The organism is Actinotalea lenta (assembly GCF_030586465.1).
Lineage (GTDB): Bacteria > Actinomycetota > Actinomycetes > Actinomycetales > Cellulomonadaceae > Actinotalea > Actinotalea lenta.
The window spans coordinates 2,450,984-2,463,274 of the sequence record NZ_JAUQYP010000001.1 but is presented as its reverse complement, the minus strand read 5'-3'; the positions used below and the strand labels follow the sequence as shown (position 1 = coordinate 2,463,274).

The 12,291-nt window shown below is 74.2% G+C and carries 16 protein-coding genes; 5 read left to right on the top strand and 11 right to left on the bottom strand.

Annotated features, from left to right (window positions below):
- From Q6348_RS11795 to Q6348_RS11780, 4 genes are all read right to left on the bottom strand, one after another.
- A partial coding sequence (locus Q6348_RS11795; RefSeq protein WP_304601481.1) for a Dyp-type peroxidase occupies positions 1–1,050 on the bottom strand: 1,050 nt, incomplete at its 3' end.
- Positions 1,047–1,577: a copper chaperone PCu(A)C gene (locus Q6348_RS11790; RefSeq protein WP_304601479.1), complete on the bottom strand. Its 531-nt coding sequence runs from the start codon at positions 1,575–1,577 to the stop codon at positions 1,047–1,049. The genes Q6348_RS11795 and Q6348_RS11790, both read right to left, overlap by 4 nt.
- 54 nt (positions 1,578–1,631) lie before the next feature.
- A complete protein-coding gene (locus Q6348_RS11785) occupies positions 1,632–2,144 on the bottom strand; it encodes a copper resistance CopC family protein (protein ID WP_304601478.1) in 513 nt (170 codons plus the stop codon).
- 69 nt (positions 2,145–2,213) lie between these two features.
- Entirely contained in the window at positions 2,214–2,795 is a 582-nt protein-coding gene (locus Q6348_RS11780) for a hypothetical protein (protein ID WP_304601477.1), read from the bottom strand.
- Between the two features lie 130 nt (positions 2,796–2,925).
- Between Q6348_RS11780 and Q6348_RS11775 the strand changes: the two genes are divergently transcribed.
- Positions 2,926–3,243: a rhodanese-like domain-containing protein gene (locus Q6348_RS11775; RefSeq protein WP_304601476.1), complete on the top strand. Its 318-nt coding sequence runs from the start codon at positions 2,926–2,928 to the stop codon at positions 3,241–3,243.
- Between the two features lie 35 nt (positions 3,244–3,278).
- On the opposite strand, the gene Q6348_RS11770 is transcribed toward Q6348_RS11775, so the two are convergent.
- The 4 genes from Q6348_RS11770 to Q6348_RS11755 all read right to left on the bottom strand — a co-directional run bounded on the left by Q6348_RS11770 (position 3,279) and on the right by Q6348_RS11755 (position 5,460).
- Positions 3,279–3,665 (bottom strand): hypothetical protein, encoded by a 387-nt coding sequence (locus Q6348_RS11770; protein WP_304601475.1) that lies wholly within the window; start codon positions 3,663–3,665, stop codon positions 3,279–3,281.
- On the bottom strand, positions 3,662–4,012 hold the full coding sequence (locus tag Q6348_RS11765; protein ID WP_304601474.1) for a hypothetical protein: 351 nt from the start codon (positions 4,010–4,012) through the stop codon (positions 3,662–3,664). Before Q6348_RS11765 ends, Q6348_RS11770 begins: the two co-directional genes overlap by 4 nt.
- Before the next feature lies 1 nt (position 4,013).
- Positions 4,014–4,397, bottom strand: a complete 384-nt coding sequence (gene trxA, locus Q6348_RS11760) for a thioredoxin (protein ID WP_304601473.1) — start codon at positions 4,395–4,397, stop codon at positions 4,014–4,016.
- A gap of 94 nt (positions 4,398–4,491) precedes the next feature.
- Complete coding sequence (locus Q6348_RS11755) at positions 4,492–5,460, bottom strand: P1 family peptidase (RefSeq protein ID WP_304601472.1); 969 nt, start codon at positions 5,458–5,460, stop codon at positions 4,492–4,494.
- A 277-nt stretch (positions 5,461–5,737) separates the two neighbouring features.
- Here Q6348_RS11755 and Q6348_RS11750 point away from each other — a divergent pair, with 277 nt between their 5' ends.
- A complete protein-coding gene (locus tag Q6348_RS11750; protein ID WP_434062054.1) occupies positions 5,738–6,739 on the top strand; it encodes a TerC/Alx family metal homeostasis membrane protein in 1,002 nt (333 codons plus the stop codon).
- A gap of 29 nt (positions 6,740–6,768) precedes the next feature.
- Here Q6348_RS11750 and Q6348_RS11745 read toward each other — a convergent pair whose 3' ends face one another.
- Positions 6,769–7,341, bottom strand: coding sequence for an iron transporter (locus Q6348_RS11745; RefSeq protein ID WP_304601470.1), 573 nt, complete (start codon positions 7,339–7,341; stop codon positions 6,769–6,771).
- 166 nt (positions 7,342–7,507) lie between these two features.
- Between Q6348_RS11745 and Q6348_RS11740 the strand changes: the two genes are divergently transcribed.
- Entirely contained in the window at positions 7,508–9,082 is a 1,575-nt protein-coding gene (locus Q6348_RS11740) for a Na+/H+ antiporter (protein WP_304601469.1), read from the top strand.
- Between the two features lie 7 nt (positions 9,083–9,089).
- Here the strand turns inward: Q6348_RS11740 and Q6348_RS11735 are convergent, their stop codons facing one another.
- Positions 9,090–9,548 carry a DUF4395 domain-containing protein gene (locus Q6348_RS11735; protein WP_304601468.1) on the bottom strand — a complete coding sequence of 153 codons (459 nt, stop codon included), beginning with the start codon at positions 9,546–9,548 and terminating at the stop codon, positions 9,090–9,092.
- A complete protein-coding gene (locus Q6348_RS11730) occupies positions 9,535–9,972 on the bottom strand; it encodes a thioredoxin family protein (RefSeq protein ID WP_304601467.1) in 438 nt (145 codons plus the stop codon). The genes Q6348_RS11735 and Q6348_RS11730 overlap by 14 nt, the downstream gene beginning before the upstream one ends.
- Positions 9,973–10,211: 239 nt before the next feature.
- Between Q6348_RS11730 and Q6348_RS11725 the strand changes: the two genes are divergently transcribed.
- Both Q6348_RS11725 and Q6348_RS11720 read left to right on the top strand, forming a co-directional pair.
- Positions 10,212–11,486, top strand: coding sequence for an Nramp family divalent metal transporter (locus Q6348_RS11725; RefSeq protein WP_434062053.1), 1,275 nt, complete (start codon positions 10,212–10,214; stop codon positions 11,484–11,486).
- Between the two features lie 239 nt (positions 11,487–11,725).
- Positions 11,726–12,244: an OsmC family protein gene (locus Q6348_RS11720; protein ID WP_304601466.1), complete on the top strand. Its 519-nt coding sequence runs from the start codon at positions 11,726–11,728 to the stop codon at positions 12,242–12,244.
- Positions 12,245–12,291 lie beyond the last annotated feature (47 nt).

Sequence of the window (12,291 nt, the reverse complement as noted above, 5' to 3'; positions counted from 1 at the left end):
GACGTCCCGCTGGAACGCGATGAAGACGAGCCCGGACTGCTCGTCCGGCGGTTGTGCGGGGTCGTGATAGCTGTAGGGGCGCCGGAGGAACCGCTGATCCGGCGCCATGGCGTGCGCTCGACGGATGTGGGCCGCGGTGTCGATCACCGGCAGGCCGAGCTCGTCGACGGCGTCCAGGTCGGGCGTGTCGTGCTCCCGCGTGCCCGTCAGTGGCGCCCCGTCGGCCAGCCGACGCCCGATGGTGAACTCCCGGCCGGCGCGATCCACCCGGTCCCACGAGTCGAGCTGCATGGCGATCCGGCGGACGACCATCGAGGTCGACCCGGCCAGCCACGGTGCTGCGTCGGCGCCGTGCCAGATCAGGTCCGGTTCGTTCGCCGGGTCCGGGTTGACGGTGCCGTCGACCTGGCCCATGAGGTTGCGCGTGGTCGTCCCGACCGGGTGCGTCCCGACAGCCTCGCGGAAGCCCTGCTGCGTCCACCGCGGTGTGGCGAAGGTCGCTGCCTGCTTGAGGAGCAGCCTCGTCGCGTGCGCCACCGTGAGCGGGTCGTCGGCGCCGAGCTGGAGCAGCAGGTCGCCATCCGACCAGGCGTCCTGGAGGCGGTCGATCCCGAACCGGGGGAGCGGGGCCAGCCAGCCCGGCCGTCGATCCTCCAGCCCTGCCGCGGCGAAGGCCCCGGGACCCCAGCCGACCGTCACCGTGAGCCGGGCAGGGGCCGTGGCGAGCTCGGGCTCGGTGTCCGTCAGCCCCGGCCGCCCCTGGGTGAGGCGTTCGATGTCGTCGGTCCACACCCGCATGAGGCGAGTCATCCCGTCCCGGTCCATGCCGGGTGCGAGGTCGAAGGCGACGAGCGTCGCGAATGCCTGCGGTGGTGTCCCGACGCCCGCCTGCCGTGGGCCGCGGAAGGCGACGCGGGAGCGCCCGACGGCGTCGGCCGGCGCAGGTGCCACCGCGTGGTCCCACACGGTGGCACCTCCGAGTCCGAGCGCAGCGCCCCCGACGGCGGCGGCCCCGCCCTGGAGGAACGAGCGACGGTCGAGCGGGCTCACGGAGTCCCTGCCGGCGTGCCGGTCGGATTCGTGGTCATGCCCCCGTCGCTGCCCTGGTAGCTCTCCTGTGCTCCGGTGAACGTGCGTACCGGAAGGGTGACCGTCCAGCTCGAGCCGTCGTCGGCAGTGAGGGTGACCGCCACCTCGTCGCCGGGCTTCAGCGGCTGCGTCAGGTCCATGAACATGACGTGGTCGGCGCCTGGTGCGAGCGTGTGCTCCCCGCGCGCCGGGACGACGAAGCCGCCCTCCTTGGGACGCATGAGCATCGTGCCGTCGGCGGCCTTGGCCATCTCGTGCAGCTCCATGCGGGAGGCGTCCGAGGACGCCTCCGTGATCGTGATGTCCGAGCCGGTCGCGTTGACGAGCGTGCCGAACGCGCCGGTCATGCCGGAGTCGGCGGCCTTCACCCACCCGTCGGTCACGGTGAGGGCGGCGGAGCTCTCGGGGGCGGACGTGCCGCACGCGGCGAGCGTGACGGCGAGGACGAGGACGGGCGCGGCGAGTCGCGTGCGGCGCCACGGGGTCATGGGGTGCTCCTTGAGGATCGGTCTGTCGATGAGGTCGGGAAGGACCGGCGCCCCTCAGCGGGTGGTGGCGGCGCGGCGGGCGACGACGAGCGCCACCGCCAGTGCCACAGCGATCCCGATCCCGACGAACAGGCCGGTGGGGGTCGCCGGGGCTGTCGTGCCCGGCGCGGGAGCGGCCGATGGTGACGGTGTGGCAGCGAAGGCGCCCACGGTGAACGCGAAGCTGCCCTGGACGGGGTGGCCGTCGGCGGAGACGACGCGCCAGGTGACCGTGTAGGGCCCGTCCGGCAGGCCGTCGGGCAGGGGCGCGGTGACCGTGCTGCCGTCAACCGTCGGTGTGGTCGGCACCCGGCCGTCCGGACCGGCGACGACGACTGTGGTCGAGATGTCCAGCACGTCCTCGCTGAAGGTCAGAGCGACCTGCGACGGGACCGCGTCGACCACCGCACCGTCGACGGGGTCGGTGCCGACCAGCTGGTCGTGCGCTCGGGCGGGGCCGGCGAGCCCGATGAGAGCAAGGCCGGCGAGGAGCATCGCGGTCATCGGGCGGGCGGGGCGGACAGGCACGGACGTCCTCCGGGGTAGCAGACGGCACGCCGCGAGCCGGCGTGGACGGGCGGCGCCTGGGGCGCCGGATCAGGCGTTCAGCAGCACCGGGGGCCCGCGGCGCAGCACGCCGAGCACGACCGCGCTCAGCGCCGGGCGCGGCGTCCGACGAGGAGCCACGAGGATGCGGCCTTCTGGCAGCGCAGGAGCGCCGACGAGCACGGTCCAGACCCGCAGCCAGTGACGGCGGGCTGCGCACGCGGACCGGTCGGTGGCGACGACGAGTGCGACGCCGACCACGGTCCCGATCACGTGGGCGGCCAGCATCGGGACGACCGTCGTCGGGTGCGCGCCGCCGTGCGCGGGCGCCGTCCCGGGCCCGTGGTGCAGCGCGAGGGTGACGGCGGTCCCGGCCGCCAGGTGTGCCCGGCTCAGGGTCAGGTGCACCACGAGCTGTCCGGCGGCGGCCCAGGCGAGCAGCGGGGCAGCACGGAGGCTGCGACGTGCCAAGGGCGCGGCCGCAGCGAGCAGCAGCGCACCGAGGAGCCCCAGGAGCAGCAGCGGCGGAGGCTGCCCGCCGCCCGCCACGTGCGCGGCGGTGGCGACCGCGAGCGTCATGGCCGACGTGGCGAGGGCGCGGGCGAGGAGCACACCGCGCTCGACCGTCCGCACGCCCGTCACGCTACCGGAGCGGACCGCGGTAGGAAGGCCGAGGCCCCACCTCGTCGCCATGGGCTGCACGGGCGAAGACCATACCCCCCGGGGTATGCTCACGGTACTCGTAGACCGGAGGAGGATGGCAGTGGCCAGGACGGTAGCCGTGGACGTCGCGGCGGCGGCGCGCAGGGATGGGGCGATCGTGCTCGACGTGCGCGAGCCGCACGAGTACGTCACCGGACACGTGCCAGGGGCGCGGATGCTCCCTGTTGACCAGGTCCCTCGGCGCGTCCACGAGCTTCCGCGCGCCGAGCCTGTCTACGTCATCTGCCAGAGCGGCAACCGCAGCGCCTCGGTGTGCGAGCTCCTCGAGCGGCACGGCTTCGACGCCCGCAGCGTCATGGGGGGCACGTCCGCGTGGGTGGGGGCGGGGCACCCCGTCGTCCCGGGGCCACGAGGTTGAGGCTCGCACGCCGCCCGGGGCGGCGTGCGAGATGTTCAGGTCGGGCAGGTGTCCGGCTGCCGCAGCCGCTGGACCAGCCCCATGGCGGCCACCGCGACGCCCAGGCCGGCGGCGCCTGACGCGAGCAGTGCGGCCGCCACCGGGACGCTGAGCCCGGCCGCTACGGCGCACGGCGTGCACCCGAGCACCGGTCGCAGACCGACCGTGGGGACGTACCGCGCGAGGGTCGCCGCCCCCAGGGCGGCGACCACGACGAGCGCGACCCGGTCGGTGGCCGCCGCTGGGTGCAGTGCTGCGTAGCCCGCGGTCGCCAACACGGGTGCCAGGAGCACCCAGGCGATGGCGCGCCGACCGGGTCGGCCAACGCGGAGGAACGAGCGGTGCGCCGGGGCGCGTGTGAGGTCGGCGCGGTCGGCGGTCACAGGTCCTCCAGCTCGGTCAGGGCGTCCAGTCCCGCATCCGTGTACACCCGCCACGCCTCACCACGGTCGATGGCGCGTTGGGAGGTCCACTGCGCGCGGAGGTCGGCGAGCTCCTGCCCGGGGTCGCCGCCGCGGCGCAGGGCACGTCTGAGCTGGGCCAGCGCCGCAGCGCGACCCTCCCAGTGCTTCGCAGGGCGTGCCCGTGCCCCGTCGACGCGGCACATGGGACCGTCACCCACGGCGTCGGCGAGCCGGGTGCGCACCTCCGCCTCCCGCTCGGCGACGACCGTGGCCAGCCGGGCCGGGTCGGGGGTGTGCCCGGCCGGCCCGGCGGCGGGACCGCCCACCTCAGGCGTGGCTGTGGTCGTGCTGGGCCTCGTGCTCGGCCACCTGGCGGCGCACGTCGTCCATGTCGAGCCGCTCGGCCTGGCCGATGAGGTCCTCGAGCGCGGCGGCGGGCAGCGCGCCGGCGTCCGCGTACAGCAGGATGCCGTCGCGGAACACCATCAGGGTCGGGATCGAGGTGATCCCGAGACGGGCGGCGAGCTCCTGCTCGGCCTCGGTGTCGACCTTGGCGAACACGGCGTCCGGGTGGTCCTGGGAGGACTGCTCGAAGACCGGCGCGAAGCGCCGGCAGGGCGCGCACCACGCGGCCCAGAAGTCGACGAGGACGAGGCCCTCGCCCTCGATGGTGGATTCGAAGGTCTCGGCGGTCAGGGTGACGGTGGGCATGGTGCTCCTCAGTCGGTCGGAAATACCCTGGGGGGTATAACGCTACCCAGTGCGGAGTATTCCCCGTGGTCCGGAGGTCCCGACGCGCGTCCGGTCAGCTCAGAGGATGAGGCCAGACCGGCAGGTCGACGCGGTCCGTGCGGGCCGGTGTTGCGTGGGCGACGCCGTCCAGGACCGCCAGCCGGACCGCAGTCGCGGCAGCCGCCTGGAGCGCCACGAGGGACGCGACCCGCGCCGGCCGGTCGGACGGCAGCTCGAACCGGCCGGTCGCCAACGCGAAGACGGTGTCGCCATCCGCGAGCGTGTGCACAGGGTCGAGCGCACGGGCCAGGCCGTCGTGCGCCGCCGTCGCGGTCCGGGACGTCTCGGCGGGGTCGAGAGCGGCGTCGGTGACCACGACGGCGAGCGTCGTGTTGGTCTCCGAACCGGCCACCGCCCAGGGGGCCGCCTGCGGGGGTTCCCCGGTCCGGGGCAGCGGAGCCCCCGCCGCGTTGACGACGACCAGGGCACCCACCACGCACCCCCCGGCGATCCGGATCGAGGCCGTGCCGACGCCGCCCTTGAACTGCTGCCCCGCTATCGCCGCGCCCGTCCCGGCGCCCACCGAGCCGCGGGCCACCGCACCGTGCTCGGGTGCGGCACCGGCCGCCGCCGCCGCGTCGTAGCCCATCTGCTCGGTCGGGTGGTGGGCGAACACGCCGCCGCGGCCGAGGTCGAAGATCGCGGCCGCGGGGACGATCGGGACGACCTCCCCTGGGCGGTCAGAGACGGGGAAGCCACGGCCGTGCTCGGCGCACCACCGTTGGGCACCGTGTGCCGTCACGAGGCCGTAGGCACTGCCACCGGTCAGGACCACGGCGTCCACGGTGGCGACCAGGGTGCGAGGGTCCAGCGCGTCCGTCTCGTGCGTGCCGGGGCCGCCCCCGCGCACGTCGACGCCGCCGACGGTCCCCGGAGGCGGCAGGACGACCGTGACCCCCGTGAGCCAGCCGTCCGTGTCGCGCTGCACCTGCCCGACGCGCACGCCGGGGACGTCCGTGATGCTGCCGTGCACGTGCTCCATCGCATTACCGTGCCACGCCTGGCGGCGCGGCGGGAGACCTGTGCACCGTTCTCCTGGCCCGGTCGGTCGCGTGCGCCGACGACGCGGTCAACCGCTGCACGGCCGGTCGACGAGGCCCGGCCGTCTGGTCAAGCCTCGGGACCGTCGCCTACCCTGTGCCGCGAGGGGAGTACTCCCACGCACCGCTCCGGTCAGTACGGCGCACCCGCGCCCCGGTCGGCGGCCCGCCCGGCGGGTGGAGGAGACCTCGGACCCGTTCCGAGGGAGGACCCTGATCATGCACCACGTGTCGACCGCGCTCCTGTCCAGCGTCGCCGACCCAGGCCTGTGGGCCGCGTCGCTGGTGGCCGTCGTCGTGCTGGTGGCCGCCGACTTCCTGCTCACCCGCCGTCCGCACGCGGTCTCGATGCGCGAGGCAGCGGGATGGAGCGCCTTCTACCTGGCGCTCCCGTTGGCGTTCGGCGGCTTCCTCTGGGCGAGGTTCGGCTCGGCCACGGGGGTCGAGTACCTCACGGGCTACCTCGTCGAGAAGTCGTTGTCGGTGGACAACCTCTTCGTCTTCATGCTGCTGCTGTCGGCGTTCGCCGTGCCGGCGGTGCTGCAACAACGGGTGCTGCTGTTCGGGATCGTGGGTGCGCTGATGCTGCGCGGCGTGTTCATCGCCCTGGGCGCTGCCGCGCTGGCACGCCTGAGCTGGGCGTTCCTCGGGTTCGGCGTGGTGCTGCTGCTGACCGGGCTGCGCCTGCTGCGGGACCAGCGGCGGGGCGGCACGCACGAGGTCGACGTGTCGACGCTGCGGTCGGTGCGCCTGCTGCGTCGCCTGATGCCGGTGGCGGACGGCTACCGCGGCACGCGGATGACCGTCCTCGAGGACGGTCGGCGCGTCCTGACGCCGCTTGCGGTGGTCGTCGTCGCGGTGCTGGCCACCGACGTCGTGTTCGCCGTGGACTCGGTGCCCGCCGTGTACGGGATCACGGGCGACCCCTACCTGGTGTTCGCCACCAACGCGTTCGCCCTCCTGGGGCTGCGGGCTCTGTACTTCCTGCTCGCCGGCCTCCTGGCCCGGCTGGTGCACCTCGGCTACGGGTTGGCCGCGATCCTGGCCCTGATCGGGGTCAAGCTCGTGCTGCACTGGGCACACGGCCTCTGGCCCGCCGTCCCGACCATCCCCACGGTCACCTCTCTGGTGGCCGTTCTCGGGATCCTCGCTGTGGTCACGGTCACGAGCCTCGCGGTCACCCGTACGGGGCCGGCGGCACGGGAGCCGGGCCGGGCCTGAGGCTGCCGCGCGCAGCCGGTCCCGCGGCCTCAGGACGGCGGCTCGACGGGCTCCTGACCCCGCTCGATCTCGATCCCCGGGAACTCGACGTCGACCGGCTGCGCGAACCGTCGCCCGTTGACCTCGTCATGGCGCATGAAGGCCGGCGGCTCCACGTGCACGCGAAGCGTGTAGGTCCCGTCCGCGGGCAGGTCCCAGTTGCGGGCGTAGTGGTAGAGCATCGGGTGCCACACGAGCTCCTGGCGGTGCGGCCCGTGCTCGTGGCCGTCCGGGCCCACCAGGGTGGCGGTGACGTCGAGTCCGGGGACGAAGCGCCCGTCGGCGGCGTCACACACCACCACCTCGACGTGGGCGTTGCCCGCATCGGGGTTGTGCCAGACCAGGTCCGCGCCCTCGAGGTGGTACATGCCCTCGGCCTCCTCGATGGCATAGGCGACCAGGTAGTCCCCGGCCGTCGTGTGGCCACCTGCCTCGGCGACCTCGAGGGCCATGTGGTCCAGAGCCGCGCGGTAGGCATCACCCTGGAGGCGCGCCAGGCGGAGCTGGCGGGCGTCGGCCTCGGAGGTGTCGGGGTTCATCGGGGGTGTGTCGGGTCGCACCATGACCGTTCCTCTCTGCTCGCGAGTAGGTCCTCGTCGACTCTCGCGCGAAGGTCCGCGTGCCGCACCTCGGGCGAGTCGCACTGACGGAGCGGACAGGTCCCGATACCGCTGTGCCGGGCCGAGCCCGGCATGGTTCGATGGCGCCGGACCCATCCGGAGGAGTGCCGTGACCACCGTCCTGCTCGTCGCAGCCCTGCTCGCGGGCATCATCGTGCTCACCCCGTTGGCCGATCGCTGGCGCGTGCCGTTCCCGGTGCTGCTGACCGTCTTCGGCCTCCTGGTGCCCCTGGTTCCCGGAGTTCCGTCGCTCCGCGTGGAGCCGGACCTGATCCTCCCGCTCGTGCTGCCCCCGCTGCTCTTCGCGGCCACGCAGAAGGCCACGGCGCGGGACTTCCGCGAGAACGCCCGGCCGATCCTGGTCCTGGCCGTGGGCCTGACCACCGTGACGGCCGGGGTCGTCGCCGTCGTGGCGCACGCCATGGGACTCGGTTGGGGGCCTGCGTTCGTGCTCGGGGCGGTGGTGTCCCCGCCGGATCCGGTGGCCGCGACGGCTGTCGCGCGCCGGTTGCGGTTGCCCGGCCGCCTGGTGACGGTGCTCGAGGGCGAGGGCATGTTCAACGACGCCACAGCCCTCGTGCTGTACAAGGTCGCCGTCGGTGCGGTGATCGCGGGTGGTCTCTCCGGAGGTTCGCTCGCGCTGTCGCTGGTCCTTGCGGTCGTCGTCGGCGTAGGGGTGGGCCTGGCGGGTGGGGCGCTGGCCCAGGCCGCGCTGGCCCGGCTGCACCTGCCGGCGCCGGAGACCACCATCACGCTCGCGATGCCGTTCGGGGTGTACCTGCTGGCCGACCATCTCCAGGGTTCGGGCGTGCTGGCCGTGCTGGTGATGGGTCTGTACCTGCGAACGTTCAGCCACACCGCGTTGACGTCCGGGGGGTGGCTGCTGGGCCGGTCGGTGTGGCGGTACGCCGACTACATCATCACCAGCCTGGTGTTCGTCTTCATCGGCTTCGAGCTGACGGCCGTGCTCGAGACCGAACCGCTCGACGCGCGCGCCGTGTGGCTGGCGGCCGCGGTGGTGGGCACGTTGATCGCCGTCCGGTTCGGCTGGCTCTTCCCGGTGGTCGCCGCGTCCCGGTGGCGGCATCGGCGCAGGCCGGGGGAGGCGACCCCGGTGGGGGCCAGGGAGACCACGGTCACCGCCTGGGCCGGCATGCGCGGCGTCGTGACCGTGGCGACGGCGTTGGCTCTCCCGGCGACCGTCACGGCGGGCGACACCTTCCCCGACCGCCGTCTCATCGTGTTCGTGGGGCTGGGTACGGTGCTCGTGACGCTCGTGGCCCAGGGCCTGACCCTGGCTCCGCTCGTTCGGCTGCTCAAGGTGGGCAGCGACGTCGACGTGGTGCGCGAGTCGCGACGGTTGCGGCGGCGCGCCACCGCGGAGGCTCTGGAGATGCTGCGGTCCAGCACACCGGACGTGCCGGAGCGGGTGCGCGAGGCCGTCATCATGCAGTACCGGGGCTACCTGGCTGCCCAGGACGCGCTCGTGACCGCGCGGCACGGGGCCGACGACGACGAGGAGGACCCGGGGGACGAGCAAGCGGTGGACGACCTGCTGCGCCGTGCAGCGGAGGTCGAGCGCGAAGTCGTGATCCGGGCCCGCCGCCACGGTGAAGTCAGCCCGGAGGCGGCCGATGAGGTGCTCGACGACGTGGAGAGCCGTGCCGTGCGCGACTCCGGCTGAGGCCCGGCTACGCCCGCCGCAGTCGGGTCCCGAGCAGGTAGAGCTCGCAGCCGAGGCACACGCCGAAGGCGGCGTTGAGGAACGCCGCGGCGAGCGCCAGCGCGGCGCCGACGGTCAGTGCCATCGGCACACCCAGGAGGGCCAGGCCGAGGCCTGACGCCGTGACCAGCAGCCCGACGACCTGGGCGAATCGCGGGGGGCGCGGGTCCTCCCGCTCGGAGGCGGGGGTGAGGTGCGGAGCGACCAGGTGCCGGAAGACCAGCCCCAGGGGTGACCGGGCCGGACCGAGCGCCGCGCCGGCCACGAAGAGGGCCACCACGAACGCGAGCAGGGCGCGGCCCGCGGCGCGGTCGCCGAGCACCAGGACCGATGCGAGCAGGAGGCTCGTGACAACGGCGCCGACACGCGGTCCGCGCGGGTCGATCCCGGCGTGCGTCTGTCGCGGGGAGTTGTCAGCGCTGGGCACGGGCAGCCTCCCCGAGATCGCGCGTGCCGGAGGTGGCGAGCAGCGGTGCGACCGCCTGCCATGCCTGGTCGGCGGTGACTGCGCCCGACGCCCGGGCGACCACCGCCCCGGTGCCGTCGAGGACCAGCACCGTGGGTGAGCGCAGGACGTCGTGCCGACGGACGAGGTCGAGGTTGTCCTCGGCGCGGATCTCCCGATGGGCGAGCCCGGGGGTGCGCGCGGCGAGGTCGCCCAGGGTGGCGGCGACCTGGGGGCAGACGGCGCAGCGCTCGGCGGAGATCTGCAGGAGGGTGACGGCCGCGCCCGGCACGGCCTGGTGGGCGTCGGGCCAGGACGAGACGGCACGGCGGAAGCGGCCGTTCCGTCGGCGCAGCAGCAGGCCGACACCGGTGGCGACGGCAAGGGTGATGAGCACAGAGATCATGACGGTCCCAGGGTGGTGGAGGTGGTGGAGCCGGGGCGGTGCAGGGCGCTGCGCCCTCAGCAGCACCGACAGCAGGAGAGGGGCGCAGCACACGGCATTCGATCAGTCATGACCCCTCCTCCCCGGACGCACGTCGACCGTCGCCGGGACGCTAGACACCCGGCTCGCGCCGTGTCAATCGCGGTCCGCGCCTCGGGCGCCATGGCTGCTGCGGCAGCGCCGTCCTCGCAGCGCGCCCGATGGGCGGGGCTCATAGGTTGGACGCCGTGCCAGCACCGACCGCGTCCGTGGTGGCCGCGCCGGCGCGACGCCGTCGTGGCGGTCTGACGCTGCTCGGTCCTGCCTTCGTCGCGGCCGTCGCGTACGTCGACCCGGGGAACGTGGCCGCCAACCTGACCGCCGGTGCCAGGTACGGGTACCTGCTCGTGTGGGTGCTCGTGTGCGCCAACCTCATGGCGGTGCTCGTGCAGTACCTCTCCGCGAAGCTCGGCCTGGTGACCGGTGCGAGCCTTCCGGAGATCCTGGGACGGCGCCTGCCGCGTGCCGGACGTGTCGCGTTCTGGTTGCAGGCCGAGTCCGTGGCAGCTGCGACGGACCTGGCCGAGGTCATCGGCGGGGCGATCGCCCTCCAGCTGCTGTTCGGGGTGCCCCTCGTGGTCGGGGGACTCGTCGTCGGGCTCGTCTCGATGGCCGTGCTGGAGGTGCAGAGCCGCCGCGGGCAGCGCCCGTTCGAGGCGGTCGTCGTGGGCCTGCTGGCCGTGATCACCCTCGGCTTCGTGGCCGGGCTCGTCGTGAGCCCGGTGTCGGCGGATGTCGCCCGCGGGCTGGTGCCGCGGTTCGCGGGCACGCAGACGGTGCTCCTCGCGGCCTCGATGCTCGGCGCCACCGTGATGCCGCACGCGGTCTACCTGCACTCGAGCCTCTCCCGGGACCGCCACGGCCGGCCGGTCGGCGCCGACCGGCGCGTCGTGCTGCGCGCCACCCGGTGGGACGTGCTGCTGTCGCTGCTGCTGGCCGGCTCGGTGAACGTCGCCATGCTCGTCCTCGCCGCGTCCGGCCTGGCGGGGCGGGCCGGCACCGACACGATCGAGGGCGCCCACGCGGTGATCACCGACAGCCTCGGCCCGGTGATCGGTGTGCTGTTCGGGATCGGGTTGCTGGCCTCAGGCCTCGCCTCGACGTCGGTCGGGTGCTACGCCGGATCGACGATCATGGCCGGTCTGCTGCATGCCCGCGTGCCGCTGCTCGCCCGGCGTGCAGTCACCCTGGTGCCGGCCCTCGTCGTGCTCGCCCTCGGCGTCGACCCGACGTGGGCGCTCGTGCTGAGCCAGGTCTTCCTGTCGATCGGCATCCCGTTCGCGCTGGTCCCCTTGGTCCGCCTCACCGGCAGCCGCGCCGTGATGGGGCGCTTCGCCAACGGGCCGGTCCTCGCCGGGGCGGCGTGGGCCGTGGTCGGGGCCGTCGTCGCCCTCAATGTGGCGCTCGTGACGCTGACGGTGATGGGGCGAGCGTGACCGGATGCCGGACACGGGGTGACGCGCGGCCGCGAGACGTGATGGTCTTCGGCGCCATGACCTCCCGGGCCCGCGCCGTCGTCGCTCCCGCGACGTGTGCCGCCATGCCCGCGGTGGGCCCCCGCTGCTGCACGGGTATGCGAATGCTGCGGGGTGCGCGCCTCGCCTGAGCCGAGCGGTCGGCCGGTCGACGGGCGCGTGCCCGCCCCGCCACCGACGACCCGAGCAAGGAGCACCCCATGAGCACGACCACCCCGGAGCACGAGCTGACCCGCATCGTCGAGTCGACCGGTCAGGCGATCGACCGCGACGTCGCCGCAGCCCGCCTCACAGTCCTCGTGACCGGCCGAAGCACCGCCGGCGTCGCGACGGATCTCAGCGCCCGGGCGCACACCTGGCGGGTCGACGAGCCCGCCGCCCTCGGGGGCCAGGACGCCGCGGCGAACCCCGTGGAGGCGGCCCTCGGCGCCTTCCTGGCGTGCCAGACCGTCACCTACCGGTTCTGGGCCGCACGGCTGGGTATCAGGCTCGACGACGTCCGGCTCGAGGCCGAAGCAGACCTCGACGTCCGGGGCTTCTTCGGCCTCGACGAGTCCACGCGGCCGGGCTTCGGCGCCCTGCGGGTGCGGGTTCGCCTGGTCGGTCCCGAGACGGCCGAGCGCTACGCCGAGCTCCAGGCGGCCGTCGACGCCCACTGCCCGGTCCTCGACCTGTTCGCGAACCCGACGCCGGTCACCACGACGCTGATCACCGACTGAGCCCAGCCGTCGGGACGGCGCGGTCCGGTCACCGCGGCCCTGTCGTC

Excerpts from the sequence above, each read along its gene's own strand:
- Q6348_RS11790 (WP_304601479.1), bottom strand. The coding sequence starts at position 1,577 with ATGACCCCGTGGCGCCGCACGCGACTCGCCGCGCCCGTCCTCGTCCTC.
- trxA (WP_304601473.1), bottom strand. The coding sequence starts at position 4,397 with ATGCCCACCGTCACCCTGACCGCCGAGACCTTCGAATCCACCATCGAG.
- Q6348_RS11755 (WP_304601472.1), bottom strand. The coding sequence starts at position 5,460 with ATGGAGCACGTGCACGGCAGCATCACGGACGTCCCCGGCGTGCGCGTC.
- Q6348_RS11750 (WP_434062054.1), top strand. The coding sequence starts at position 5,738 with ATGCACCACGTGTCGACCGCGCTCCTGTCCAGCGTCGCCGACCCAGGC.
- Q6348_RS11745 (WP_304601470.1), bottom strand. The coding sequence starts at position 7,341 with ATGGTGCGACCCGACACACCCCCGATGAACCCCGACACCTCCGAGGCC.
- Q6348_RS11730 (WP_304601467.1), bottom strand. The coding sequence starts at position 9,972 with ATGATCTCTGTGCTCATCACCCTTGCCGTCGCCACCGGTGTCGGCCTG.
- Q6348_RS11725 (WP_434062053.1), top strand. The coding sequence starts at position 10,212 with ATGGGCGGGGCTCATAGGTTGGACGCCGTGCCAGCACCGACCGCGTCC.
- Q6348_RS11720 (WP_304601466.1), top strand. The coding sequence starts at position 11,726 with ATGAGCACGACCACCCCGGAGCACGAGCTGACCCGCATCGTCGAGTCG.